Below are 23,708 nucleotides of genomic sequence, written 5' to 3' on the forward strand. Positions count from 1 at the left end.
TTGATAACTTCTTAAAAATAACCTTGACGCTTTTTCATTTCCATGGAACCAGATTGATCACTGTCGATCATTCTACCCTGACGTTCGCTGGTGGTCGATACTAGCATCTCTTTGATAATCTCAGGTAGAGATTGTGCCTTGGACTCCACTGCGCCGGTCAACGGCCAGCAACCTAGAGTACGAAACCGCACCATACGCTGGCCTATTATTTCACCAGGCTGCAGTTGTAGATCGATATGATCATCGTCTATCATCATCAGCATGCCATTACGTTTTAGTACCGGCCGCTCCTTAGCGAAGTATAGTGGTACTATTTCGATGTTTTCTAGTAAAATATATTGCCAAATATCCAATTCAGTCCAGTTAGAGAGCGGGAATACGCGGATGCTTTCACCCTTATTAATCTGTCCGTTATAGTTATGCCATAACTCTGGACGTTGATTCTTTGGGTCCCAACGATGAAAACGATCACGAAACGAGTAGATACGTTCTTTAGCACGAGATTTTTCCTCGTCGCGGCGGGCGCCACCGAACGCAGCATCAAAACTATATTTATTCATAGCCTGCTTAAGGCCTTCGGTTTTCATGATATCGGTATATTTAGCACTACCGTGCACAAAAGGATTAATCCCCATAGCTTTTCCTTCCGAGTTCTGATGTACAAGGAGCTCAAAACCATAGGCTTTAGCAGTATGATCGCGGAACTGGTACATTTCACGGAACTTCCAGCCAGTATCCACATGCAGTAATGGGAACGGTAACTTGCCAGGGTAGAAAGCCTTCCGTGCTAGATGTAGCATCACAGAAGAATCTTTACCGATGGAATACATCATCACAGGATTGCTAAATTCTGCGACTACTTCACGGAAAATATGAATGCTCTCCGCCTCTAGTTGCCACAAATATGTAAAACGTTGTTGCTCCATAATTGATATCCTTAAACTAGATTAACTACCACTAGTTTTTTTCTTTTACGCTATTAAATTCTCCTGACCAAACCAATTGATTTCATGAGAAAGGGCCACAACATCACCGATGACTAGTAGCGCAGGAGGCAGCGCCTGTAGAGCTAACATTTCTAACTGTTCTAGTGTGCCAATAAGAACTTTCTGATCTGTATAAGTACCACGGCTTATCACTGCTACCGGAGTCTGCGGCGCGCGGCCATGAGCCACGAGCTTACGATTTATTACCGCTGCTTTCATCACACCCATGTAAACTACTAGAGTTTGATTGCAGCGCGCCAACGACGGCCAGTCTATGAAATCGCCGTCATCGCGCGGATGACCTGTAATAAAAGTTACACTCTGAGCATACTCTCGGTGGGTCAACGGAATTCCGGCATAGGCCGTAGCGCCAGCGGCAGCGGTGATGCCGGGTACTACCTGGAACGAAATACCAGCGGCAGCGACTTCCTGCAGCTCTTCGCCACCGCGACCAAAGATAAATGGGTCGCCACCTTTGAGCCGCACGACATTTTTACCCTGCTGTGCCAGCTTAACTAGTAAACGATTAATCTCTGCCTGTGGCATAGAATGTTCACCTACTCGCTTACCGACGCAGACGCGATCAGCATCGCGGCGTACTAAATCTATAATTTCAGGGTTGACTAGATAGTCATATAGCACCACATCTGCCTGCTGCATGAGTTGCAGTCCGCGTAAAGTTAGCAACCCGCTATCACCAGGACCAGCACCTACCAAAGCTACGTTTCCGCTTTGGGACGGGCAGTTATATAGCTGATACTCTAGTTCCTGCTCCGCTTGTTCTAATTTACCTTGAGCTACCATATTCGCAAAACTACCATTAAATGCTTTTTCCCAGAAGCTCCGGCGCCCCGCCATATTACAGATATACTGTTTGATACGGCTGCGCCAGGTACCAGCTATGGTCGCCATCGTGCCGAGAAACATGGGTAGCATAGACTCAATTTGTTCACGTATAATACGCGCTAGCACTGGTGCTTTCCCGCTCGATGATATAGCTACTATTATCGGCGAGCGATCCACGATCGATGGAAAAATAAACGAGCAGTTTTGCTGTTCATCTACTACATTAACTAATGTATGGCGCTCATCTGCGCACTTATAGACTCGTGCGTTCAGTTCTGCGTCGTCAGTTGCCGCAATAACTAGAAAGACCTCATCGAGCATAGCTGGTTCGAATATTGGACCCAGCCAGTTAATATCGCGATTATTGATAATACCTGTTAGCTGAGGACATAACTCACGCGCTACTACCCTGATTTGCGCGCCCGTACGCATCAGTAACTCTATTTTGCGCGCAGCAACGTGGCCTCCGCCAACTACCAAAACCGTACGTCGCCTAAGATTGGCAAATAGTGGTAAATATTCCACAGCAAAATATTTTTTGTTAAGCAATATTATGATTATATGTCTTAAAATGTTGCTAAATGAAATTCTCAATTGGAATTTCATTTATCTTTATGGAATAAAAAAACAATTGACTTTTATTATAATTACGTTGGATTAATAACTGGGTAGCCGTAAGTCAGTTTTCTTCGTGTAAACCGCATTCACGCTTTAGGCCAAAAAAGCGTGTATATTCTTCATTCATACCAGGAATAAATTTTGTAGTAGTATGAGTATCTCCTACGGATAAATAACCTTCCTCCCACAGTGGGTGATAGCTAAGCTCATACTTTTTAAGATAATTATATACCTTACGGTTGTCCCAATCGATTATTGGTAACAGCTTAAACACTCCTCGCTGAACCGCTAGGACTGGTAATTGACTACGACTACTAGATTGGGCGCGCCGTAGACCAGCAAACCAAGTCAAAGAGCCGAGTGTCATCAACGCCCTATTCATAGGCTCAACCTTATTGATATTATTGTATAGCTTAATCCCTTTCAGACCCTGCTCCCATAGCTTACCATAGCGCGCCTCCTGCCAAGCAGGCGATGTGTTAGCACGAAATACTTGTAAGTTTAATTGTAACTTTTCCGTTAATGCATCGATAAACCGGTAGGTCTCCGGAAACAGATAACCAGTATCAGTAAGAATAACTGGAATATTAGGTTGCTGACTAGTCACTAAATGCAGACTAACCGCAGCCTGAATACCAAAGCTGGAAGAAAGTGCAGCCGGTTGTGGCAGATGCTCCAAGGCCCAGCTTACTCTCTGCTCAGCTGTTAGACTTTCTAGCTGTAGGTTGACTGTCGCTAGACCCTCTGTCTGCTGCGCTTTATCCATAGAATTAAATGTGCTGAGATCAAATCTTTTCATGTTAATTTGGTCTTGATTTCCGGTTAATCGTAAAAATCTCGCGCAGAGTCGACTACAGGGGAGATAATTCCAGCGCGCACTACATAATCACCATAAGATTCCTGGGGCTGACGTTCGCAGGCCCAGCGGCCGGTAGTCTCGTCAATAATGCTCAGTATTTCTTCTTCAGTAATATTTTCTCGGTACATTCTAGGAATACGTGTACCGATACTATCACCTCCTAAGTAGAGGTTGTAGCGACCGATAGTTTTTCCTACTAAACCAATTTCTGCTAACATCGCGCGACCACAGCCATTCGGACAGCCGGTTACCCGTAGTATAATTTGCTTATCGCCTAAACCATGATTGGACATAATCTTTTCTACCTTCGTTACAAACTGCGGTAGGAAACGTTCTGCTTCTGCCATTGCAAGCGGACAGGTAGGAAAAGCTACACATGCCATTGATGCCTTGCGTTGTAATGTAATATTATCGTTAATTAAACCATGCTGCCTGGCCAGCGACTCAATCATTGCTTTATTTTTCTTATCAACGCCCGCAATAATCAGATTTTGGTTAGCTGTTATACGGAAATCTCCTTGATGAATGCGAGCAATCTCCCTCATACCAGTTTTTAGCTTTCGATTCGTATAGTCTAGAATCCGGCCGTTTTCAATAAATAATGTTAGATGCCACTGGTTATCAATTCCTTGCACCCAGCCAAAACGATCGCCGCGTTCTGTAAAATCATACGGCCGGATAGGCGCGAATTTCACCCCTGCGCGAATCTCTACCTCTTTCTGGAACAAGCCAACGCCGACACGTTCCAGGGTATATTTTGTTTTGGCATTTTTACGATTAGAACGATTACCCAAATCACGTTGGGTTGTCACAACTGCTTCTGCTATTTTGAGCGTGTCTACTAGAGCGATATAACCTAACTCACTGGCTTTGCGTGGGTAAGTACTTTTATCGCCATGAGTCATTGCCAGGCCGCCGCCGACCAGGACATTAAAGCCTACTAGTTGACCTTTATTGCTTATGGCAACAAAGTTAAGATCGTTTGCGTGCAAATCGACATCGTTTAGCGGTGGAACTACAACTGTCGTCTTGAATTTACGCGGCAAGTAGGTAGCACCCAAAATATGCTCTTGATCAGTGGTTTCAGTCTTCTCTCCGTCCAACCATATTTCAGCATATGCACGAGTTTTTGGTAGAAAATGTTCTGATATTTTCTTAGCATACTCCCATGCCTGCTGATGTAGCACTGACTCAACCGGGTTTGAGGTACATAATACGTTACGGTTAACATCGCCGGCCGTAGCTATCGAGTCTAATCCCAGACGATGCAGTAGTTGATGCATGCTTTTGAGCTTGGGTTTTAATACACCGTGAAACTGAAAGGTTTGCCGGGTTGTAAGGCGAATACTACCATATAGCGTATGTTCGGTGGCGAAGGCGTCGATACCTAGCCACTGCTGCGTAGTAATGACACCACCAGGTAGCCTGCATCGTAGCATCATATTGATAAGTGGTTCAAGCTTCTGACAGGTGCGTTCTGCGCGTAGATCACGATCATCTTGCTGATACATACCATGGAAACGGATTAATTGAAAATTATCCCCTTTAAATCCTCCGGTAATATTATCTTCTAGATCTTGCGCAATAGTACCACGCAAAAAATTACTTGATTTTTTCAACCGCTCGTTGTCGGATAATATGGTTTTAGGTTTTTGTGTACTCATCAATAGGTATCCCGTTGATAACGGCGCGCCATGCGCAGCTCACTTAAAAATTCATCCGCTTGTTCGCTATCCATACGACCATGTTTAGCCACCAGCTTCACTAAAACTTGTTCTACGTCGCGTGCCATTCGGTTGGCATTACCGCATACATAAATATGCGCACCCTGCTGAATCCAGTGCCAAACTTCGGTTCCATTTTCCCATATTCGATCCTGTACATAGATCTTTTCTGTTTGATCTTGCGACCATGCAACATCTATCTGGTTCAGCAGGCCATTTTTTACATAGCGCTGCCATTCAACCTGATATAAAAAATCTTCAGTAAGATGTTGATTACCAAAGAATAACCAATTTTTGCCCTGGGCACATTCAGCCTCACGCTGTTGCATGAAAGCACGGAATGGTGCGATTCCTGTTCCTGACCCTATCATAATAATAGAAGTATTTAAATCACCTGGTAGCCTAAAATTATCGTTGTGTTCGATAAAAACACGAACTGGATCCGTTTCCTTTAGCCGATATGCTAGATAACCACTAGCGCCCCCAGTACGCATTCTGCCATCTATTTCATACCGTACCACACTGACGGTCAGATGAACTTCATCGCTTACTTCCGCTTGCGACGAAGCAATCGAGTACAAGCGTGGCATCAACGGACGTAGTAATTTTAATAACTCTTCCGGACGCAGCACTGTTGGAGCACCGCGTATCATATCAATGAACGGAGTTGACAACGCAAACTCCTTTAGTTGCTGTTTATCATCGACCAGTGCTAGTAAATCTTTATCCCGCGCAATATCAGCGTAACCTTTAATCATCTCCGGGGTGTTTTGCGTAATTTCGTAATATTTTTGTAAAGTTTCACTTAGACTGAGACGCAAGCTTTTACCTTTAACTTGGACTAACTCGTCGCCTTTCAGCCCTAAGAGTTCTAGGAGCTCGTTGATAAGCGCCGGATCGTTCTCGTACCATACGCCTAATGCGTCACCGGGCTGATAACGTAAACCTGATCCTACAAGGTCTATCTCTAGATGTCTGACATCTTTCTGAGAGCTACGGCTAGTAATCTTCTGGTTAACCACCAGAGACGCTGTAAATGGTGCCTCTTTAGTATAGAGGTGACTCTGAACCTCAATAGGATTGCCGATAATAGGCAAGTGCTGCTCAGGATTAGTTGCTCCCATCTGTGTCTGTAAACATCTAACTATTTCACTACGCCAAGCATCAGCATATTCTTGATACTCTACATCAGCATCGATCCTATCGTACAAACGCTGAGCGCCAAGTTCGGCTAACCGGCTGTCAAAGTCTTTACCTATCTTCGCAAAATGTGTGTACGAACTGTCGCCCAAGCCAAAAACTGCAAACTTAGTATCAGGTAACGCTGGAGCTTTGTTCGAAAAAAGGTACTTATATAACGCTACAGCCTCTTCTGGAGGATCTCCGTCCCCTTGAGTTGAAGTTACGATCAGCAACAATTTTTCCTGTGAAATTTGCTTAAATTTATAATCACCGGCATTAATCAGGACTACGCCTAACTTTGCGGCACGTAAATCTTCGTATAGCTGCTCTGCAAGCCGGCGAGCGTTACCTGTCTGGGAAGCAGATAGCACAGTAATAACTTGTGATACTACAGCATCCACCTGCGGATCATCGGACACCCGGCGCCAGAAATATCCTGAAACCCAGGCTAACTGAAGGGAAGATAAATCACTGCTTGCTGCTTGTAAGCGATCAAGTTGCTCTGCACTCAGCGGCGACAAAGATAGAGTTTTGGATGTGGTCTGTTTCTTCATGGTCGTCAGGAATTCCTTATACTTACACCCTACCTGGTTAGGTTCGGGCGATTAAGATCGTTATATCTTATTAAAGTTAACTACTAACTGAGTATAAATAAAGGACGAGATCGCAATAATAAATAACAAAACCGCCTAAGGGATCTAGGATAAACATCAACTATAGGTAACAGATTTAATAATTATATTAGCGTCGCAGAGCACTATTAGTTACTATTAGTTTAGTGATAATATAGTTAGTGTAATGAGAAACCGTAGTGACCACCACGTTGTTTAAAAATTTTACCTTTGAATCTGCCCACCGTTTACCCCATGTTCCTGTAGGTCATAAGTGTGGCCGCCTACATGGGCATTCCTTTCTAGTCCGTATCGAGATTACTGCCGAGATAGATTTACACACTGGATGGATCATGGATTTCTCAGATCTAAAAGCGGTATGTAAGCCTATTATTGATAAGTTAGATCACTATTATCTTAACGATATTCCCGGATTAGAAAACCCAACCAGCGAAGTACTGGCACAGTGGATTTGGCAACAACTACGGCCAAACCTCCAGCTACTGAGCTCAGTCACCATCAAAGAAACTTGCACCTCCGGCTGCGTCTATCGCGGCTAGGTAACGTCAGGAGATATTAATATATTTATGGAGTTGTATTGATAGACGCCAGTTGCGGGCAATACAGGTATTTATGCACAGCCTAGTAGCTGCCTTTTTTTGACTGATAGGTTGCAGTGCTATTACACGTTGTTTACCATCATTTAACGTTTGCAGTAACTTGTCTAGATTTTCAATATCACGTTGACGTGCCACTGGGTGTTTAATTTCATTACTACGACTTAATGCCTGGGCTAGCACTTGAAAACCACAGCGCATATTTATTTTAGGCGACACTGTCACCCATGTTTGAGGCGTACAGCGAATCTCCTGCGTACCGCTAGTCTCTATCTGGCAACGGAATTTCTGTTGCTCTAAGGTATATGTCAGCGGTAGTAGATCATGCATACAAGGTTCACCACCGGTAATGACTACATGGATAGCAGTCCAACCTCGCTGCGTAATAATTGCTATTATATCTTCGGTAGACAAACTAGCCCAGTCGCAGCTGTGAGCTTTTTTCAGCATCATTTCCTCTGCAGTTACCTGTTTCATAGTATTTTGATGCCAAGTATACTGAGTGTCACACCAGCTACAACCTACTGCACAGCCTTGTAAGCGGATAAAGATAGCAGGGACACCGGTAAAATAGCCTTCGCACTGCAGAGTCTGGCAAATTTCATTTAGGGGATACTGCATTTATGCTGCCTTTAAATCAAATTAGGTTAGACTTAATTAAGCCTGGCCTTTAACTTCTTTTAGACCCCAAAATCGTGCTTTATTACCCAATGCTTCTTCGATGCGAATTAGCTGATTATATTTCGCTAAACGATCGGAACGACTCATAGAACCAGTTTTTATTTGTCCTGCTGAGGTACCAACGGCTAAATCAGCTATGGAAGCATCTTCGGTTTCACCAGAACGATGCGAGATAATCGTAGTATAACCAGCATTCTTGGCCATGTTGATCACTGCGAGGGTTTCTGTCAACGAACCTACTTGGTTCAATTTAATAAGAATTGAGTTAGCAATACCTTTTTCGATACCTTTTTTTAAGATCTTAGTACTAGTAACAAACAAGTCGTCGCCTACTAACTGGATTTTATCGCCTAATACTTTAGTCTGGTATGCAAAACCATCCCAATCTGATTCATTTAGGCCGTCTTCGATAGAAATTATTGGGTATTCTTTTGTTAGCACTGTAAGGTAATCTGTGAATGCCTGGGAGCTGAATATTTTACCTTCGCTTTTTAGATGATAGTTACCGGTCGATTTGTCAAACAATTCCGAAGCAGCACAATCCATAGCTAAAGTAATATCTTGACCTAAAACATAACCAGCTTTTTCTACTGCATCTTTAATTGCGTCCAATGCAGCACCATTAGAGCAAAGATTAGGCGCGTAGCCGCCTTCGTCGCCTACTGCGGTATGCATGCCCTTAGCTTTGAGAACTGTTGCCAAATGATGAAACACTTCAGACCCAATTCTAATTGCTTCTTTTACTGTTTTGGCAGCTACTGGCTGGATCATAAATTCTTGTATATCAATGTTATTATCGGCATGCTTGCCTCCATTGAGGATGTTAATCATCGGCAATGGCATGGAAAATTTTCCTGGTGTACCATTTAGTTCAGCGATATGCTCATAAAGTGGCATACCCTTAGAAGCTGCGGCAGATTTAGCAGCAGCTAGTGACACAGCTAGGATAGCATTGGCACCAAATTTTGATTTATTTTCGGTACCGTCTAGTTCGATCATAACTTGGTCTATACATTCTTGATCTTTAGCGTTTTTACCTATTAAGGCTGCCGCAATAAAGCTATTAATAATGCTGACAGCTTTGGTGACACCTTTTCCCATAAAACGGGTTTTATCTCCGTCACGCAACTCCAGTGCTTCTAGTGATCCGGTAGACGCGCCAGATGGTGCGGCAGCTAGACCAACGAACCCACCCTCGAGATGAACTTCAGCTTCAACAGTAGGATTGCCACGTGAGTCTATGATTTCACGGCCAATGATTTTTACTATTTTGGACATTAGTATTTCCTTATGGTATTAGATTAAAAGTAACACATTTATAAAATTTAGTAACAATCTCAAAAATAAGCTTGCTATCTACTTATTTATTTTGGTGTTCTTTTTTGATACTCACCTGCTGCCTTTACAAAACCGATAAATAGAGGATGACCATCACGCGGAGTTGAAGTGAACTCTGGATGAAACTGGCTGGCCACAAACCATGGGTGATCTGGATATTCTATAATTTCCACCAGCTTGTTATCCTCCGATAACCCTGTTACGCGTAGTCCAGCTGCTTCTATTTGTTTCAATAACATGTTATTTACTTCGTAACGATGACGATGACGCTCCATGATGATGGCATGGCCATACATCTTGCGTGCTAAGCTACCATCCACCAATTGGCAAGGCTGGCTACCTAGACGCATAGTACCTCCCAAATGACTCTGTTTGCTACGCCGGTTCACATGACCATCTTCTTCGCACCATTCAGTTATTAGTGCTACCACAGGATACTTACAGTTTGAAACAAATTCGGTAGAATTAGCTTCTGGCATACCGGCTACATGGCGGGCGAACTCAACAATTGCTACCTGCATGCCCAGACAGATGCCCAGATAAGGAATTTTGTTCTCGCGCGCGTATCGCGCGGTCATGATCTTACCTTCCACGCCTCGGTATCCAAAGCCCCCGGGTATTAAGATCGCATCAAGGTTTTTTAGAATATCTACACTACGAGTTTCGACATCTTGAGAATGGATAAGGCGGATGTTTACTGTGAGGCGATTTTTTAACCCGGCGTGTTTTAGTGCTTCCATAACAGACTTGTAAGCATCTGGCAAGTCGATATATTTACCTACCATACCTATAGTAACTTCCCCTACAGGATTAGCCTGCTGGTAAATAACCTGCTCCCACTCAGAAAGATCAGCTTCGGGACATTTCAAGCTAAAGCGCTCACAAATATAATCATCTAAATCTTGTGACTTTAAGAGTCCTGGAATTTGGTAAATGGAATCCACGTCTTTAATTGAAATGACAGCTTTTTCTAACACATTGCAGAATAAAGCAATTTTAGCACGTTCGTTACTAGGTACAGCACGATAAGAGCGACAAATTAGCACGTCAGGCTGGATGCCAATAGATAGCAATTCTTTTACAGAATGCTGTGTTGGCTTTGTTTTCATCTCACCAGTAGCCTCTATGTAGGGCACTAAAGTAAGGTGCATATACAAAGCATGATCACGGCCTACTTCTACTGCCATTTGGCGGATCGCCTCCAGAAAAGGCAGAGATTCAATATCGCCTACCGTTCCACCTATTTCCACTAAGACTACATCGTGGCCTTCTCCACCCTCAATAATACGCTTTTTGATGGCATTTGTGATATGAGGAATCACCTGAATAGTAGCACCAAGATAATCACCACGACGTTCTTTATGCAATACATCAGAATATATACGACCGGTTGTAAAGTTGTTGCTACGGGACATTTTGGTACGTATGAAACGTTCATAATGTCCTAGATCTAGATCTGTTTCAGCCCCGTCTTCTGTTACGAATACTTCCCCGTGCTGAATTGGACTCATAGTTCCTGGATCAACATTAATATAGGGGTCTAATTTCATGATAGTAACGTTAAGACCCCTAGCTTCGAGAATAGCTGCCAAGGATGCTGCCGCAATGCCTTTACCCAAGGAGGAGACAACCCCTCCTGTTATAAAAATATAATTAGTTATCATGCTGAAGATGAAAAGAGCTGTAAAAAACAGAACAACTAAATTAGGAACACAATATACCTGAAGCTGGGATTACGCCACAAATTACGCCACAAATATTGTGAATAAGCGTTATATAACTTATTTGTATTTCCAGTGCGCCGCCAAGCCTAGTTCAGCATCTTCATGCATCTGGTTAGTGCGGATTTGAATTTCAATAGTTTTGCTACATGGCCCTAGTACTACGGTATGAAGAGATTGGTAACCGTTAGGTTTTGGCTTAGCTACATAATCATCAAACTTATCTGGCAGATGAGGAAAATAAGTGTGGAGAAGACCTAGCACAGCATAACAGTCTTGCAACCGCTCAACCACCAACCGCACGGCGCACAAATCAAATAGTTCTTCAAAAACTAGCACTTTTTTTTGCATCTTACGCCAGATACTGTAAATATGTTTCGGACGTCCGTAGATATCAGCCTTAATTCTAGCTTTTTGCATTGCCTGGCGTAGATAAGTTACCAAGTTTTGAATATACTGTTCTCGGTCGATGCGACGCTCATGCAAAAGTTTAGCAATGCGTTGATATTCATTGGGATATAAGTAGCGAAAACAAAAATCTTCTAGCTCCCATTTAAGCTGACCAATACCGAGGCGGTTAGCTAGCGGCGCGTAGATATGAGTACTCTCTTTGGCTGCTAGCACACGCTTATCTTCCGGCGCGTCCTGTAGTTCACGTAGATAGGCAATGCGCTCTGCAAGCTTTATCACTACACAGCGAAAATCATCAACTAGCAGTATACGGCATACATTATCCAAATGGGCTGCTTTAAGTTGGTGAATCGTATCTATTGCGCGTACACCAGAAATTAAATCTACTATTTTTTTACCAAAATCTGCTTCCAGAACTTCCTCTTCCACAATTCCGATATCAACCATAGGAAACAACAGTGCGGCACATAAGCTATCGTTATCCATGCTAAGCATGGATAAAATTTCCACCATTTCAATACCACGCCAGAGTAACAAGGAAACATCCGGATTATTTTTGCACTGTTGCTTGCAGTAGTGCCAGGTGCAGGCTAACCGTTTACTTGATTGCTGGTTGAAGAGCCTTAAGCTAGCCACCCAATCGTCAACGACAAATTTACCTGCTAGATTAAAATGTGCACTTCTTACCGCAACCATACTAACTCCCTATCTTGCAGAGATTTCGGAACGCTTAATAAATAACGTCATTTATGACGCGGAAAAATGTCTAGTACGGTATGGCTTGAGTCCGCTCCAAGTAGAATGTTACTATTCCGTGCAAGCGGTTGAGGAATTGCAGGCCGGATAACGATGATAAGAGATGTGCGCTGGCGGCGGCTGGCTACTAATAAAACTATCAGCTGCTGTTAGTCTCTGTACCCAATCTTGCTAGATTGAGCGAGTAGTATTTCATAAAATGAGCCAGCCGCTGTTTGTTTCCATGTTTTGATCCGATCCGTAGCGTAGATATGAAATAAATCAATCGTCACTGATAGACTGACCTTACTGAATCTGGCGTAATCTAGTCGATTTAATCTACTGCATCGTAATCATTCTATATCAAAATACTCTGCCTATGCTATTTCAAGATAATTACACATTACTGGTTAGAGGAAAGGATTTGATGATTATTGGTATTATAGGTGCTATGGAACAAGAAGTGGCGTTGCTCCGTAAGCAATTAACTCAACTTACTATTTGGCAACAGGCTGGATGTAACATTTATAACGGCTATCTGCACGGAATCCAAGTAGCTTTAGTTCAATCAGGGATTGGTAAGGTTTCAGCTGCATTATGCACGACACTACTACTAGATCATTTTAATCCTACATTAGTCATAAATACAGGTTCAGCTGGCGGTCTCTCTCCGTCGCTAGAAGTCGGGGATATCGTAGTATCGGACGAAGTCCGATATCACGATGTGGATGTCACAACCTTTGGCTATGATAGAGGGCAGATAGTACAGTGTCCAGCTTCATTTAAGGCGGCACCTTCACTGGTAGCTTTAGCTAAGAACATTACCAAAAGTATCGGCATGCATGCAGTGTGTGGTCTCATCATAAGCGGCGACACATTCATCAATGGTGGTCAAGCACTAGCTTATATCCGCCATACTTTTCCGCAAGCAATAGCGGTAGAGATGGAAGCCACGGCAATCGCTCACGTATGCTATAAATTTACTGTTCCCTTTGTGGTAATACGTGCTATCTCTGATATCGCCGACCAAGTTTCTTATGAAAGCTTTCAAGATGGTCTTATAATAGTTGTACATAATTTATCGCTACTGGTTTCAGAAATGGTGCAGGCGCTAGCTAATAAAATGCTAGTCTAGCTAGACTTTAACGGCTAGATTACTATCCTAGAATAATCTTTGTGCTTTATGGTCGATAAAAAATAGGTAGCAAGAGATTGATTAAAGACTGAATGAAGATCCACAGCCACAAGTAGTTTTTATGTTAGGGTTAATTACAATAAAGCGCGAACCTTTAAGTCCTTCGCGGTAATCAACTGATCCACCCAATAAATATTGTAGACTCATGGGATCTACTACTAGCACGACACCTTGTTTCTCTATGATGACATCTTCGTTATTGACCTTTTCATCAAAAGTGAAGCCGTACTGTAACCCACTACAGCCACCACCGGTAATGTAGACTCGTAACTTAAGATTTGGATTTGCTTCTTCCATAATCAGCTTTTTTACTCTACTTGCCGCTGAATCGGTTAATTGTAAAGGCAATATCGTAGTTTGATTCATAATGTTTCTTCCTCGCTGTAGAGCTTCATTGACTCAATGACGAAAAAGGTATTTTAGCCAACCAAAAACTCCGCTGCTATAACCGTTTTTCTCTAATTCTAATGTTTTTTTATGTCCCGGTTCCGGATTTATTAACGGACCTCGATCTGTTTCTCCTGGTTGAAGGATCGGTATTGTCTGACATAAAGACTCAGGATCATCAGTCCAAATAGGTAGTGTACGCAATGTACTATCGCCATTGCAGACTAAATTTCCTGCATAGTCAATAGACATTTTGCTAATTTCTTCGGGAGGTGTCAGATTTAGCGTCATCGGCGCCTGGTTATCCAAATAGCGGCGATATAAAGTCAGAGCACCGGTAGCGCCAGTAAACTTAGCTGGCCCATTATTATCGCGACCAATCCAAACAATAGAGACTTCTTTGCCATCTATACCGGCAAACCAGCTGTCGCGTAGTTCGTTACTAGTACCTGTTTTTGCAGCGAGATGGTAGGTGGGAAATTTAATAGCTAGCGAGTGTGAGGTTCCCCGCTCTACGACCTGTTGCATGGCATATAGCGTTAGGTAGGCAGCTTGGGCCGGAATCACCCGTTCTGCCTGCGGGAAGCTTTGATACAATACCTTGCCGTCTTCGCTCACAACTGAACGTACCGCCGATAAGCTGGCATAGTTGCCGCAGCTAGCGATGGTTTGGAATTTCTGCGCAACTTCTACTGGCGTCAGGCTAATAGCTCCTAGTAGCATCGAAGGCAAAGGCACCGGATTAAGTACAGTTGCTGGTATTCCCAATTTGATCAAAGTATTAATGATAGGATCTAATCCTACTGCTAGACCAAGATTGACAGTAGGTACATTGAGTGAATAAGTGAGCGCGTCCACTAGCATCACTTTACCGCGGAACTGTCGGTCATAGTTTTTAGGAAACCAGATACGACCGTTCGGCTGCTGAATAGCAAGTGGCTCATCAGCAATCCAAGTATTGAGCCGATATTGATTCGGTTGGCTAAGAGCGGTGAGATAAGTCGCTGGTTTTGCGAGCGATCCAACTGAACGCCGGGCTTGCATGGCGCGGTTAAAACCTGCAAACTGCGGCTCAGCACCACCTACCATAGCACGAATTTCTCCACTTAAACGATCTACAACGACCATAGCGGCTTCTAGATCTTGAATACCATGGTTAGCGCGTAGAGCAGGAATACCTACCTCTACTGCTTTTTCCGCTGCAGCTTGCGAAACGGGATCTAATGTCGTGAAAATTTTTACGCCGGATAGTATGTTTATTTTATCTTTCAACTTGCTCTGTAGCTCTTTGTGCACCATTTGCATAAAAGCAGGCTGCGGTGTAAGTACACCGCCACGTGGCTGCACATCAAGCGGACGTGTACTCAAGATGTTATAGAGATCTATGTCAATCACATGTTGTTCTTCTAGTAATTTTATAACTAGATTACGACGTTCTAGCGCTAGCTCTGGATTGCGCCAAGGGTTATACAACGAAGCACCTTTTACCATTCCTACTAGCATAGCTTGCTGTTCTAAACTCAGTTCATCTATCGGTAGACCAAAGTAGTAAAGACTAGCCAGCGGGAATCCGCGTATCTGCTCGTTACCACTTTGACCAAGGTAGACCTCATTTAGATAAAGTTCTAGAATGCGGTCTTTGCTATAGCGATAATCAAATAGTAAGGCCATATATGCCTCGTTAAGCTTACGCCATAAAGATCGTTTGTTGCTCAGAAATAAGTTTTTTACTAGTTGCTGGGTGAGTGTACTACCACCCTGTATCGCATGTCCTGCAGTAAAGTTAGCCAGGAAAGCCCGTAAAATAGAAGATATGTGAATACCATCATGCTGATAAAAATGCCTATCTTCGATAGCTATAAGCGTTTCTACTAGTAGATTTGGAAAATCTGCGCGGGGGACAAAAAGTCTTTGCTCGCCTTTTGGCGATTGTAGCATGGTAATCAATCGAGGATCTAGGCGAAAAAAACCAAGATTACGTTGGATCTCTTGATTTTTAATTTGCAGTAGTTTGTTTCTAGTAAAAGTTATGGTAGCTCTAATTTGTCCTTCCTTTCCATCAGGAAAATCAAAAGGTCGGCGTAACAGCTCAATACTATTATCATGCACGATAAACTCACCAGGACGGGTAATATGAGACACTGGGCGATATTGCAGATTTTCTAATAGTGTGACGATTTCATCGCGGCTATAGGACATACCGGGCTCTAAGTTTACCATGCGGCCATAAACCGCAGCCGGTAATTGCCACACCTTACCGTCTATGCGGCTACGTACCTGCGCATCGAGATAAAGGCCATATAACACCATTAAGATAACTAGTAATATCAAGATACGGATATACCAGCTGAGACGAAATATTTTTTGATGTGGTCGTCTTCTCGTCCGTCGCCTATATCGTGCATCGCTGCGTGTTTTCGCGAGTCTTCTATGACGTCCGATAGGTTCACGGTTATCCACAGACATCTTTGTAATTCTCCACATTGCTGATAGATAAAATTATGCTACGGCCTATCACTGAATAGTTTATGGCTCACAAGTACCTCACAATATTTTTGCCATGCTACATTATGGCGTCAACTTAAGATATTTCATCATCAAACTAAAAAGTATAAAATTCGCATGTTTTTTATGGTTTAGCTCAATACGCTTGTCAAGTTGGCATAAGGAATGAATCATTGCCAACCTTAAAGTCATCTGGTATTTATAGCGATCGATCTGTTTCTTTCACCACATTAGGGATCTCTAGTACGTGTTAGGTTAGTTAGAAAAGGAGAAGCAACATGCCAGAAGGAAAAAATCGTAAAACATCCTCCTTGAGTCTTCTCGCCATAGCTGGAGTAGAACCGTATCAGCCGAAGCCTGGCGAAGAATATATGAATGATGCCCAACTGCTATATTTTAGACGTATTCTAGAAGCCTGGCGAAATCAGCTAAGAGATGAAGTAGGACGCACCGTTTTACATATGCAAGATGAGGCTGCAAACTTTCCCGATCCAGTAGATCGTGCCGCTCAGGAAGAAGAATTTAGCCTTGAGCTGCGTAATCGTGACCGTGAACGTAAACTAATAAAAAAAATTGAAAAAACCCTCAAAAAAGTTGAAGAAAATGATTTTGGCTTTTGTGAATCTTGTGGAATTGAAATTGGTATTCGTCGCCTTGAGGCGCGTCCTACTGCTGATTTGTGTATAGACTGCAAAACCTTAGCTGAAATTCGTGAAAAGCAGATGGCAGGGTAAGATAATAAAAGAAACAGAATAGGGTGTAATTTCGCTGACCCCCAACTAACCCTTCTAACGATTATTATTTTGTATAAAAATTTAGCAAGATTGGCAATCTATTGTTTTTAATTATTTATTTTTGACTGAGGTGTACTATTTTTACCCAAACAGCCAACTTTTGCCGTCAGGTACTTAACCGTGAAAACGCGGATACGGTATTAGAGGATAGACACCCTTTAACAATGATTCCGCGCAATAAACACTCAATCTCACGTAAAGAGATTAGTGCAAATGCATTAAAGGTCCTTTATCGCCTTAGTAAGGCAGGATTCGAGGCCTATTTGGTCGGAGGTTGTGTTCGTGATATCTTGTTGGGTAAAAAACCAAAGGATTTCGATATCACGACTAATGCCACTCCAGAAGAAATGCGTAAATTATTTCGCAATTGCCGACTAGTAGGCCGCCGCTTTCGTCTTGCCCATGTGATATTCGGTACCGAAATAATTGAAGTGGCTACCTTACGAGGTCATCATAAGGTACTAGATTCTCAAACTGAACTGACCTGTAATAATGGTATGCTATTACGTGATAATATCTTCGGCTCAATTGAGGAAGATGCTCAGCGCCGAGACTTCTCTGTCAATAGTCTTTATTATAGTGTAACAGATTTTACTTTGCGCGACTATACGGGTGGCTTAAAAGATCTACGGGAAGGCACTATTCGTCTAATTGGAGATCCTGAGATTAGGTATCGGGAAGATCCAGTACGAATGTTGCGCGCGGTGCGCTTCGCCGTTAAATTAAATATGACCATCAGCGAAGAAACCGCTAAGCCTATTCTCAAACTAGCAACACTATTGGAGAATATTCCTCCGGCTAGGTTATTTGAAGAAGCACTAAAATTACTACAAGCAGGATACGGTGAGCCAACTTATCGCCTACTGTGTAAATACCAGCTTTTCAAACCACTGTTCCCGCTTATTAGCCGAAACTTTACCGAGCACGGTGATAGCTATATGGAAAATATGATTAGCCGAGTACTAACAAATACCGACCAGCGCCTTCATAAAGCAAGACGGGTTAATCCCGCTTTATTATTTGCCGCTCTGCTATGGTATCCTTTACTTGATTATGCACAAAAACTAACACAGGAAAACCACCTGGCCTACTTCGAAGCTTTTATACTATCTATGAATGAGATATTAGATAAACAGTGCAAAACATTAGCTCTTCCTAAAAAGATGACGACATTAATCCGTGATATGTGGCAATTACAGCTCAGGTTATCCCGCTCTCATGGTAAAAAAGCTAAAAAGCTAATAGAGCATCCTAAATTTCGCGCTGCCTATGATTTACTAGTGCTACGTGCTGAAGTAGAGCAAAATGTAGAATTGCAGCGGATTACCCACTGGTGGGATGAATTACAAACTGGAACACCATCACGTCAGAAGCAGATGCAGCCCCTGAGCATACTGAATCTGAATAACGAAAAATTATGATTATGATGGAGCGAGTATGGTTGGCGCTTGGCAGTAACCTCGCTGAACCACTGCAGCAGGTAGACACAGCGCTATTAGCGCTGGGAAGCTTGCCTAAAACTCATATGGTTATGTGTTCTTCCTACTATCGTAGCCGTCCACTGGGGCCCCAAAATCAGCCGGATTACCTTAATGCCGTAGTGGCGTTAGAAACAGCACTGACACCCGAAGAGCTTCTAGCTCATATACAATTTATTGAGCTCAAGCAGGGACGCGATCGTCAAATACACCGCTTTGGGCCGCGCACGTTAGATTTAGATATTTTACTGTTCGGAACTAAAATCATTGCTACCAGTAGGTTGACTGTACCCCATTATGATATGCATAACCGTGAATTCATGCTTTATCCTCTGGAAGAAATCGCTCCAAACCTACGTTTACCCAATGGCACCATACTAGTGAATCTACGGCGTAAGATTGCACGTAATGGTCTAATATTCTGGGATGATACCCACCGGATTCGATATTGGTAAAATCTTTTGCTAATTGTGGATACTCATACAGTACAGAGGTTGTATGAACATAACGACGATTTCTTATACAGAGGTTGTATGAACATAACGACTATTTCTTATTTACGGCATCAGAAACAACGACAGCAAAAATTTGCTTCTATTACTGCCTATGACGCTACCTTTGCCTCTCTCTTCGAACAGCATGGTATTAGTGTTATGCTTGTGGGAGATTCACTTGGAATGACTATTCAGGGACATGATTCTACCCTGCCAGTAACATTAGACGATATGATTTACCATACACGTTGCGTCCGGCGCGGCGCCACAAAATCCTTGCTACTAGCCGACCTACCATTTATGTGTTACGCTACATTATCTCAGGCTTACGAGAGCGCAGCCGCGCTTATGCGGGCCGGTGCTAACATAGTAAAACTAGAAGGTGGTTTCTGGATTACGAAAACCGTTCGTGGCTTAACAGAACGTGCCGTCCCAGTATGTTGCCATCTCGGTCTCACTCCTCAATCAGTTAATATTTTTGGTGGCTATAAAATTCAAGGTAGGGACAAAGATAGTGCTGATAAACTACTAGCTGATGCTATAGCACTAGAGCTGGCTGGTGCCCAAATGCTGGTACTAGAATGCGTGCCCGTTACGTTAGCCGAGCGTGTCACACGTGCATTATCGATACCAGTGATTGGAATCGGCGCTGGTGTTATGACCGATGGTCAGATTTTAGTGATGCACGATGTACTAGGCATAACGGGTAATCGTGCACCATCCTTTGCTAGAAACTTTCTGGTAGATTGTGAAGACATTCCTGCCGCAATCCGCCTTTATGTGCAAGAGGTGGAAGCGGGCGAATTCCCCGCTACACAACACAGTTTCTATTGATGTTAGAGGAGAGAGTAGCGTGCTGATTATCGACAATACCACTACCTTACGTCAAATCATTCAGCAGTGGCACCAATCACAACGGCGCATAGCCCTTATCCCTACTATGGGAAATCTACATGATGGGCATATGACCCTAATTGATGAAGGGCGGGCACAGGCGGATATTGTAGTGGTAAGCGTATTCGTAAACCCGATGCAGTTCGACCGGAGGGAGGATTTAGCAGTTTATCCACGTACTTTGCCGGAAGATTGTAGCAAACTAATCTTGAGTGGCGTAGATGCTCTTTTTACACCGTCGGTAAATGCTATTTATCCTAATAGAATTGATAACCATACCTTTGTCGATGTGCCACGTTTATCAGGCATCCTAGAAGGTATCAACCGACCAGGTCACTTTCGCGGTGTCGCCACAATTGTCAGTAAACTGTTTAATTTAATACAGCCTCATGTGGCCTGCTTCGGTGAAAAAGATTTTCAACAATTAGCGCTTATTCGGCAGATGGTGCAAGATATGAGCTATGATATTGAAATTATAGCTATACCAACTGTTCGTACAGCCGATGGTTTGGCACTGAGTTCACGTAATAGTTATCTTACGCTAGAACAACGTAAGTTAGCACCTCAACTTTATCAAGTGATGCAAAAGCTGGTCAAATCTTTATGCTCTGGTAATAGGTATACCGATGAGCTACTTGATAAAGCAGCAAAGCGATTACGTGAATTTGGATTCACTCCGGACATGCTAGAAATCCGCGATGCACTCACTTTACAACCATTAACGGTGGAGAGCAAACAGGCAGTAGTGTTATTTAGTGCTTGGCTAGGCAAAGCCAGGCTGATAGATAACGCCAAAGTTAATCTTCCTTGATTACGTACTTACTTGCTTGCGTTACTGATTCCTCAGCGTTTGATTTTTAGATCACCTACCTTTCTGATACTACCAGTATCACAGCTGTATACAAAGGCATAATGATTTGCTCGACTCGCGCCAGCGCAGCTATATTTTACTTAAGGACCACTTACTGCTATGCAAGAGCTTTATGACCCGAAAGAGATAGAAGCCCAAATTCAGAAATACTGGGATAAACATGAAACTTTCAAGGTAACCGAAGATACTAGTAAAGAAAAATATTATTGTCTTTCTATGCTACCCTATCCTTCTGGCAGTTTGCATATGGGACATGTACGTAATTACACCATCGGAGACGTACTTTCTCGTTATCAGCGGATGCAAGGTAAAAACGTACTACAACCAATCGGATGGGATGCCTTTGGGCTACCTGCTGAAAGAGCAGCAGTTCAAAACCAAATAGCGCCGGCATCATGGACCTATGCGAATATTGACGCTATGAAGAATCAATTAAAGCGACTAGGTTTTGGCTACGATTGGAGCCGTGAAATTACAACATGCAGGCCAGAATATTACCGTTGGGAACAGTGGTTCTTCATCCAGTTATATGAAAAAGGCTTAGTCTATAAGAAGACGTCATCTGTGAACTGGTGCTCAAACGATCAAACGGTACTGGCTAACGAACAGGTTATCGACGGTTGCTGTTGGCGATGTGGCACTCGCGTCAAGTGCAAAGATATCCCACAGTGGTTTGTTAAAATTACTGCTTATGCCGATGAGTTACTTGATGATTTAGATCAATTGGATGGCTGGCCAGAACAGATCAAAATCATGCAACGTAATTGGATCGGGCGTTCTGAAGGCATCAATATTACCTTTCAGGTTGCGGAAATAGAAGACCAACTTACCGTCTATACCGCCCGTCCTGACACTTTAATGGGCGTTACCTATTTTGCGATTACAACACACCATTATCTTGCACGGCAAGCTGCTAGCGATAATTCAGCATTAAAAAATTTTATGAATAATTGCGAACATACGAAAGTAACAGAAGCGGAAATGGTCACGAGGGTCAAAACTGGTGTCTTTACTGGTCTGCACGTAATCCACCCGTTGACCGGAGAGAAGCTACCAATATGGGTGACGAACTTTGTGCTGAAAGATTATGGCACTGGAGCAGTCATGGCAGTACCTGGACACAATCAGCTGGATTGGGAGTTCGCTTGCAAATACTCTCTACCCATAAAAACAGTAATCCGCAATGCGGACGGGAGCGAACCTAATATCAGCGCGCAGGCAATGATTCAAAAAGGTATTCTGTATAACTCTGGCAATTTCGATGGTCTGAATTATCAAGAGGCCTGCCAAGCTATTGCAACCGTCTTAGTAGCACGTGGTATAGGCGAGAGAAAAATTAACTATCGCCTACGGGACTGGGTAGTTTCCCGCCAACGTTACTGGGGCACGCCGATACCTATGATTACACTAGAAGACGGCACCATAGTACCAACGCCAGTAGATAAGCTGCCGGTGATATTACCAGAAGATATTTTCATGGACGGGATCTCTAATCCACTTAAAGACGATGACCGATGGTCGAAGACTACCTATGATAGTAATCCTGCGATGCGTGAAACTGATACCTTCGATACTTTTATGGAATCTTCATGGTACTACGCGCGCTATACTTGTCCACATTATGACCAAGGTATGTTAGATATTAACGCCACAAACTATTGGCTACCAGTGGATCAATATATCGGAGGTATTGAACACGCAATCATGCACTTGATGTACTTCCGCTTTTATCATAAATTATTACGCGATGCTGGGATGTTGAGGTCCGATGAGCCTACTAAACGTCTACTGTGTCAAGGTATGGTACTGGCTGATTCCTTTTACTACGTAAGTAGTACCGGTGAGCATATATGGGTCTCACCGATTAATGTCAGCGTCCAGCGTGATGAAAAAGGTTACCTTGTTAAAGCTCTAGATTCACAGGGTAATGAGCTGGTGTACGCAGGCATGAGTAAAATGTCAAAATCTAAAAACAACGGTATTGACCCGCAGATTATGGTCGAAAAATACGGCGCTGATACTGTGCGTCTGTTTATGATGTTCGCATCTCCAGCGGAAATGACATTGGAATGGCGAGAGTCTGGCGTAGAGGGAGCTAATAGATTTTTGAAACGCATCTGGAAGCTAATTTATGAACATACCCAGCGGGGCAAAGTAGTTGCGCTAGATTTCGCAGCTATGAGTGACGAACACAAAGTACTCCGGCGCTTACTACATCAAACAATAGCTAAGGTTACCGATGATATCGGCCGCCGCCAAACTTTTAATACTGCTATTGCCGCAATTATGGAGATCATAAATAAATTGGTACACGCATCGCAGGATAGTACACAAGACCGCGCTCTGTTGCAGGAAGCTCTACTTGCGGTAGTGCGTATGTTGTATCCATTTACTCCTCATGTTTGCTTCACGCTATGGCAGGCACTGAGCGGAGAAGGAAACATTGATAATGCCCCATGGCCCATAGTGGACAAATCAGCGCTGGTGGAGGACGCTCAATTAATAGTAATTCAGATAAATGGTAAACGGCGCAGTAGAATTACCGTGCCCGCTGATGCCGACGAAGTATTTGTACTGGAACGTGCCTCTAGAGAAAAATCGGTTGCTAAATATCTAGAAGATACTAAAGTACATAAAGTAATTTATATTCCTGGAAAACTGATAAACCTAGTAGTAGGTTAGGTTAATAGAAGAAGGCGGTATACGATACCTCACTTTTGCACCGATGCTAGGTTTAGCAGTGATTTTGACTACTAGCTGT

18 protein-coding genes and 1 pseudogene are annotated in these 23,708 nt (G+C 43.1%); 8 read left to right on the forward strand and 11 right to left on the reverse strand.

Going from position 1 to position 23,708, the window contains the following annotated elements; all coding sequences use genetic code 11:
* Positions 1-11: 11 nt before the first annotated feature.
* The 5 genes from cysD to cysJ all read right to left on the reverse strand — a co-directional run bounded on the left by cysD (position 12) and on the right by cysJ (position 6,769).
* Positions 12-926: a sulfate adenylyltransferase subunit CysD gene (cysD, locus tag IM45_RS01235; RefSeq protein ID WP_038498245.1), complete on the reverse strand. Its 915-nt coding sequence runs from the start codon at positions 924-926 to the stop codon at positions 12-14.
* 45 nt (positions 927-971) lie between these two features.
* The gene (gene cysG / locus IM45_RS01240) at positions 972-2,357 is read right to left on the reverse strand and encodes a siroheme synthase CysG (RefSeq protein ID WP_038499506.1); all 1,386 of its coding nucleotides are present in this window, start codon (positions 2,355-2,357) and stop codon (positions 972-974) included.
* A 154-nt stretch (positions 2,358-2,511) separates the two neighbouring features.
* Positions 2,512-3,249, reverse strand: coding sequence for a phosphoadenylyl-sulfate reductase (locus IM45_RS01245; RefSeq protein WP_038498248.1), 738 nt, complete (start codon positions 3,247-3,249; stop codon positions 2,512-2,514).
* A gap of 23 nt (positions 3,250-3,272) precedes the next feature.
* Positions 3,273-4,973 carry an assimilatory sulfite reductase (NADPH) hemoprotein subunit gene (gene cysI, locus IM45_RS01250; RefSeq protein ID WP_038498251.1) on the reverse strand — a complete coding sequence of 567 codons (1,701 nt, stop codon included), beginning with the start codon at positions 4,971-4,973 and terminating at the stop codon, positions 3,273-3,275.
* Positions 4,973-6,769, reverse strand: coding sequence for an NADPH-dependent assimilatory sulfite reductase flavoprotein subunit (gene cysJ / locus IM45_RS01255; RefSeq protein ID WP_038498255.1), 1,797 nt, complete (start codon positions 6,767-6,769; stop codon positions 4,973-4,975). Before cysJ ends, cysI begins: the two co-directional genes overlap by 1 nt.
* A gap of 257 nt (positions 6,770-7,026) precedes the next feature.
* Here cysJ and queD point away from each other — a divergent pair, with 257 nt between their 5' ends.
* Positions 7,027-7,386 (forward strand): 6-carboxytetrahydropterin synthase QueD, encoded by a 360-nt coding sequence (gene queD, locus IM45_RS01260; RefSeq protein ID WP_038498258.1) that lies wholly within the window; start codon positions 7,027-7,029, stop codon positions 7,384-7,386.
* A gap of 6 nt (positions 7,387-7,392) precedes the next feature.
* On the opposite strand, the gene queE is transcribed toward queD, so the two are convergent.
* The 4 genes and pseudogenes from queE to IM45_RS01280 form a co-directional block, all read right to left on the reverse strand.
* Complete coding sequence (gene queE, locus IM45_RS01265; RefSeq protein WP_038498261.1) at positions 7,393-8,064, reverse strand: 7-carboxy-7-deazaguanine synthase QueE; 672 nt, start codon at positions 8,062-8,064, stop codon at positions 7,393-7,395.
* A gap of 36 nt (positions 8,065-8,100) precedes the next feature.
* Positions 8,101-9,402 carry a phosphopyruvate hydratase gene (gene eno / locus IM45_RS01270; protein ID WP_038498265.1) on the reverse strand — a complete coding sequence of 434 codons (1,302 nt, stop codon included), beginning with the start codon at positions 9,400-9,402 and terminating at the stop codon, positions 8,101-8,103.
* Between the two features lie 86 nt (positions 9,403-9,488).
* A complete protein-coding gene (pyrG, locus tag IM45_RS01275) occupies positions 9,489-11,126 on the reverse strand; it encodes a glutamine hydrolyzing CTP synthase (protein ID WP_038498268.1) in 1,638 nt (545 codons plus the stop codon).
* Positions 11,127-11,246: 120 nt separating this feature from the next.
* A pseudogene (locus IM45_RS01280) lies at positions 11,247-12,290 on the reverse strand (HD domain-containing protein); the annotation flags it as partial.
* Between the two features lie 466 nt (positions 12,291-12,756).
* On the opposite strand from IM45_RS01280, the gene mtnN reads away from it, so the two are divergent.
* Positions 12,757-13,464, forward strand: coding sequence for a 5'-methylthioadenosine/S-adenosylhomocysteine nucleosidase (gene mtnN / locus IM45_RS01285; RefSeq protein ID WP_038498271.1), 708 nt, complete (start codon positions 12,757-12,759; stop codon positions 13,462-13,464).
* An 81-nt stretch (positions 13,465-13,545) separates the two neighbouring features.
* Here the strand turns inward: mtnN and erpA are convergent, their stop codons facing one another.
* On the reverse strand, positions 13,546-13,890 hold the full coding sequence (gene erpA, locus IM45_RS01290; protein ID WP_038498274.1) for an iron-sulfur cluster insertion protein ErpA: 345 nt from the start codon (positions 13,888-13,890) through the stop codon (positions 13,546-13,548).
* 33 nt (positions 13,891-13,923) lie between these two features.
* Positions 13,924-16,377: a bifunctional glycosyl transferase/transpeptidase gene (mrcB, locus tag IM45_RS01295; RefSeq protein ID WP_038498277.1), complete on the reverse strand. Its 2,454-nt coding sequence runs from the start codon at positions 16,375-16,377 to the stop codon at positions 13,924-13,926.
* A gap of 317 nt (positions 16,378-16,694) precedes the next feature.
* Here mrcB and dksA point away from each other — a divergent pair, with 317 nt between their 5' ends.
* The 6 genes from dksA (at position 16,695) to leuS (ending at position 23,629) form a co-directional block, all read left to right on the forward strand.
* Positions 16,695-17,150 (forward strand): RNA polymerase-binding protein DksA, encoded by a 456-nt coding sequence (dksA, locus tag IM45_RS01300; protein WP_038498281.1) that lies wholly within the window; start codon positions 16,695-16,697, stop codon positions 17,148-17,150.
* A gap of 137 nt (positions 17,151-17,287) precedes the next feature.
* Positions 17,288-18,631 carry a polynucleotide adenylyltransferase PcnB gene (gene pcnB, locus IM45_RS01305; protein WP_081901717.1) on the forward strand — a complete coding sequence of 448 codons (1,344 nt, stop codon included), beginning with the start codon at positions 17,288-17,290 and terminating at the stop codon, positions 18,629-18,631.
* Positions 18,632-18,636: 5 nt separating this feature from the next.
* Positions 18,637-19,143 carry a 2-amino-4-hydroxy-6-hydroxymethyldihydropteridine diphosphokinase gene (folK, locus tag IM45_RS01310; RefSeq protein ID WP_038499515.1) on the forward strand — a complete coding sequence of 169 codons (507 nt, stop codon included), beginning with the start codon at positions 18,637-18,639 and terminating at the stop codon, positions 19,141-19,143.
* A gap of 78 nt (positions 19,144-19,221) precedes the next feature.
* Positions 19,222-20,016, forward strand: coding sequence for a 3-methyl-2-oxobutanoate hydroxymethyltransferase (gene panB / locus IM45_RS01315; protein ID WP_038498284.1), 795 nt, complete (start codon positions 19,222-19,224; stop codon positions 20,014-20,016).
* A gap of 19 nt (positions 20,017-20,035) precedes the next feature.
* On the forward strand, positions 20,036-20,887 hold the full coding sequence (gene panC / locus IM45_RS01320; protein ID WP_038498287.1) for a pantoate--beta-alanine ligase: 852 nt from the start codon (positions 20,036-20,038) through the stop codon (positions 20,885-20,887).
* Between the two features lie 159 nt (positions 20,888-21,046).
* On the forward strand, positions 21,047-23,629 hold the full coding sequence (leuS, locus tag IM45_RS01325) for a leucine--tRNA ligase (RefSeq protein WP_038498290.1): 2,583 nt from the start codon (positions 21,047-21,049) through the stop codon (positions 23,627-23,629).
* Positions 23,630-23,708: the final 79 nt, after the last annotated feature.

The sequence above is a fragment of the Candidatus Palibaumannia cicadellinicola genome, from assembly GCF_000754265.1.
In the GTDB taxonomy this organism is placed as follows: Bacteria; Pseudomonadota; Gammaproteobacteria; order Enterobacterales; family Enterobacteriaceae; genus Baumannia; species Baumannia cicadellinicola_B.

What these genes read in the sequence shown, in the direction of transcription:
- cysD (WP_038498245.1), bottom strand. Translation starts at nt 926, where the DNA reads ATGGAGCAACAACGTTTTACATATTTGTGGCAACTAGAGGCGGAGAGC.
- IM45_RS01245 (WP_038498248.1), bottom strand. Translation starts at nt 3,249, where the DNA reads ATGAAAAGATTTGATCTCAGCACATTTAATTCTATGGATAAAGCGCAG.
- cysI (WP_038498251.1), bottom strand. Translation starts at nt 4,973, where the DNA reads ATGAGTACACAAAAACCTAAAACCATATTATCCGACAACGAGCGGTTG.
- cysJ (WP_038498255.1), bottom strand. Translation starts at nt 6,769, where the DNA reads ATGAAGAAACAGACCACATCCAAAACTCTATCTTTGTCGCCGCTGAGT.
- queE (WP_038498261.1), bottom strand. Translation starts at nt 8,064, where the DNA reads ATGCAGTATCCCCTAAATGAAATTTGCCAGACTCTGCAGTGCGAAGGC.
- eno (WP_038498265.1), bottom strand. Translation starts at nt 9,402, where the DNA reads ATGTCCAAAATAGTAAAAATCATTGGCCGTGAAATCATAGACTCACGT.
- pyrG (WP_038498268.1), bottom strand. Translation starts at nt 11,126, where the DNA reads ATGATAACTAATTATATTTTTATAACAGGAGGGGTTGTCTCCTCCTTG.
- mtnN (WP_038498271.1), top strand. Translation starts at nt 12,757, where the DNA reads ATGATTATTGGTATTATAGGTGCTATGGAACAAGAAGTGGCGTTGCTC.
- erpA (WP_038498274.1), bottom strand. Translation starts at nt 13,890, where the DNA reads ATGAATCAAACTACGATATTGCCTTTACAATTAACCGATTCAGCGGCA.
- mrcB (WP_038498277.1), bottom strand. Translation starts at nt 16,377, where the DNA reads ATGTCTGTGGATAACCGTGAACCTATCGGACGTCATAGAAGACTCGCG.
- dksA (WP_038498281.1), top strand. Translation starts at nt 16,695, where the DNA reads ATGCCAGAAGGAAAAAATCGTAAAACATCCTCCTTGAGTCTTCTCGCC.
- folK (WP_038499515.1), top strand. Translation starts at nt 18,637, where the DNA reads ATGGAGCGAGTATGGTTGGCGCTTGGCAGTAACCTCGCTGAACCACTG.
- panB (WP_038498284.1), top strand. Translation starts at nt 19,222, where the DNA reads ATGAACATAACGACTATTTCTTATTTACGGCATCAGAAACAACGACAG.
- leuS (WP_038498290.1), top strand. Translation starts at nt 21,047, where the DNA reads ATGCAAGAGCTTTATGACCCGAAAGAGATAGAAGCCCAAATTCAGAAA.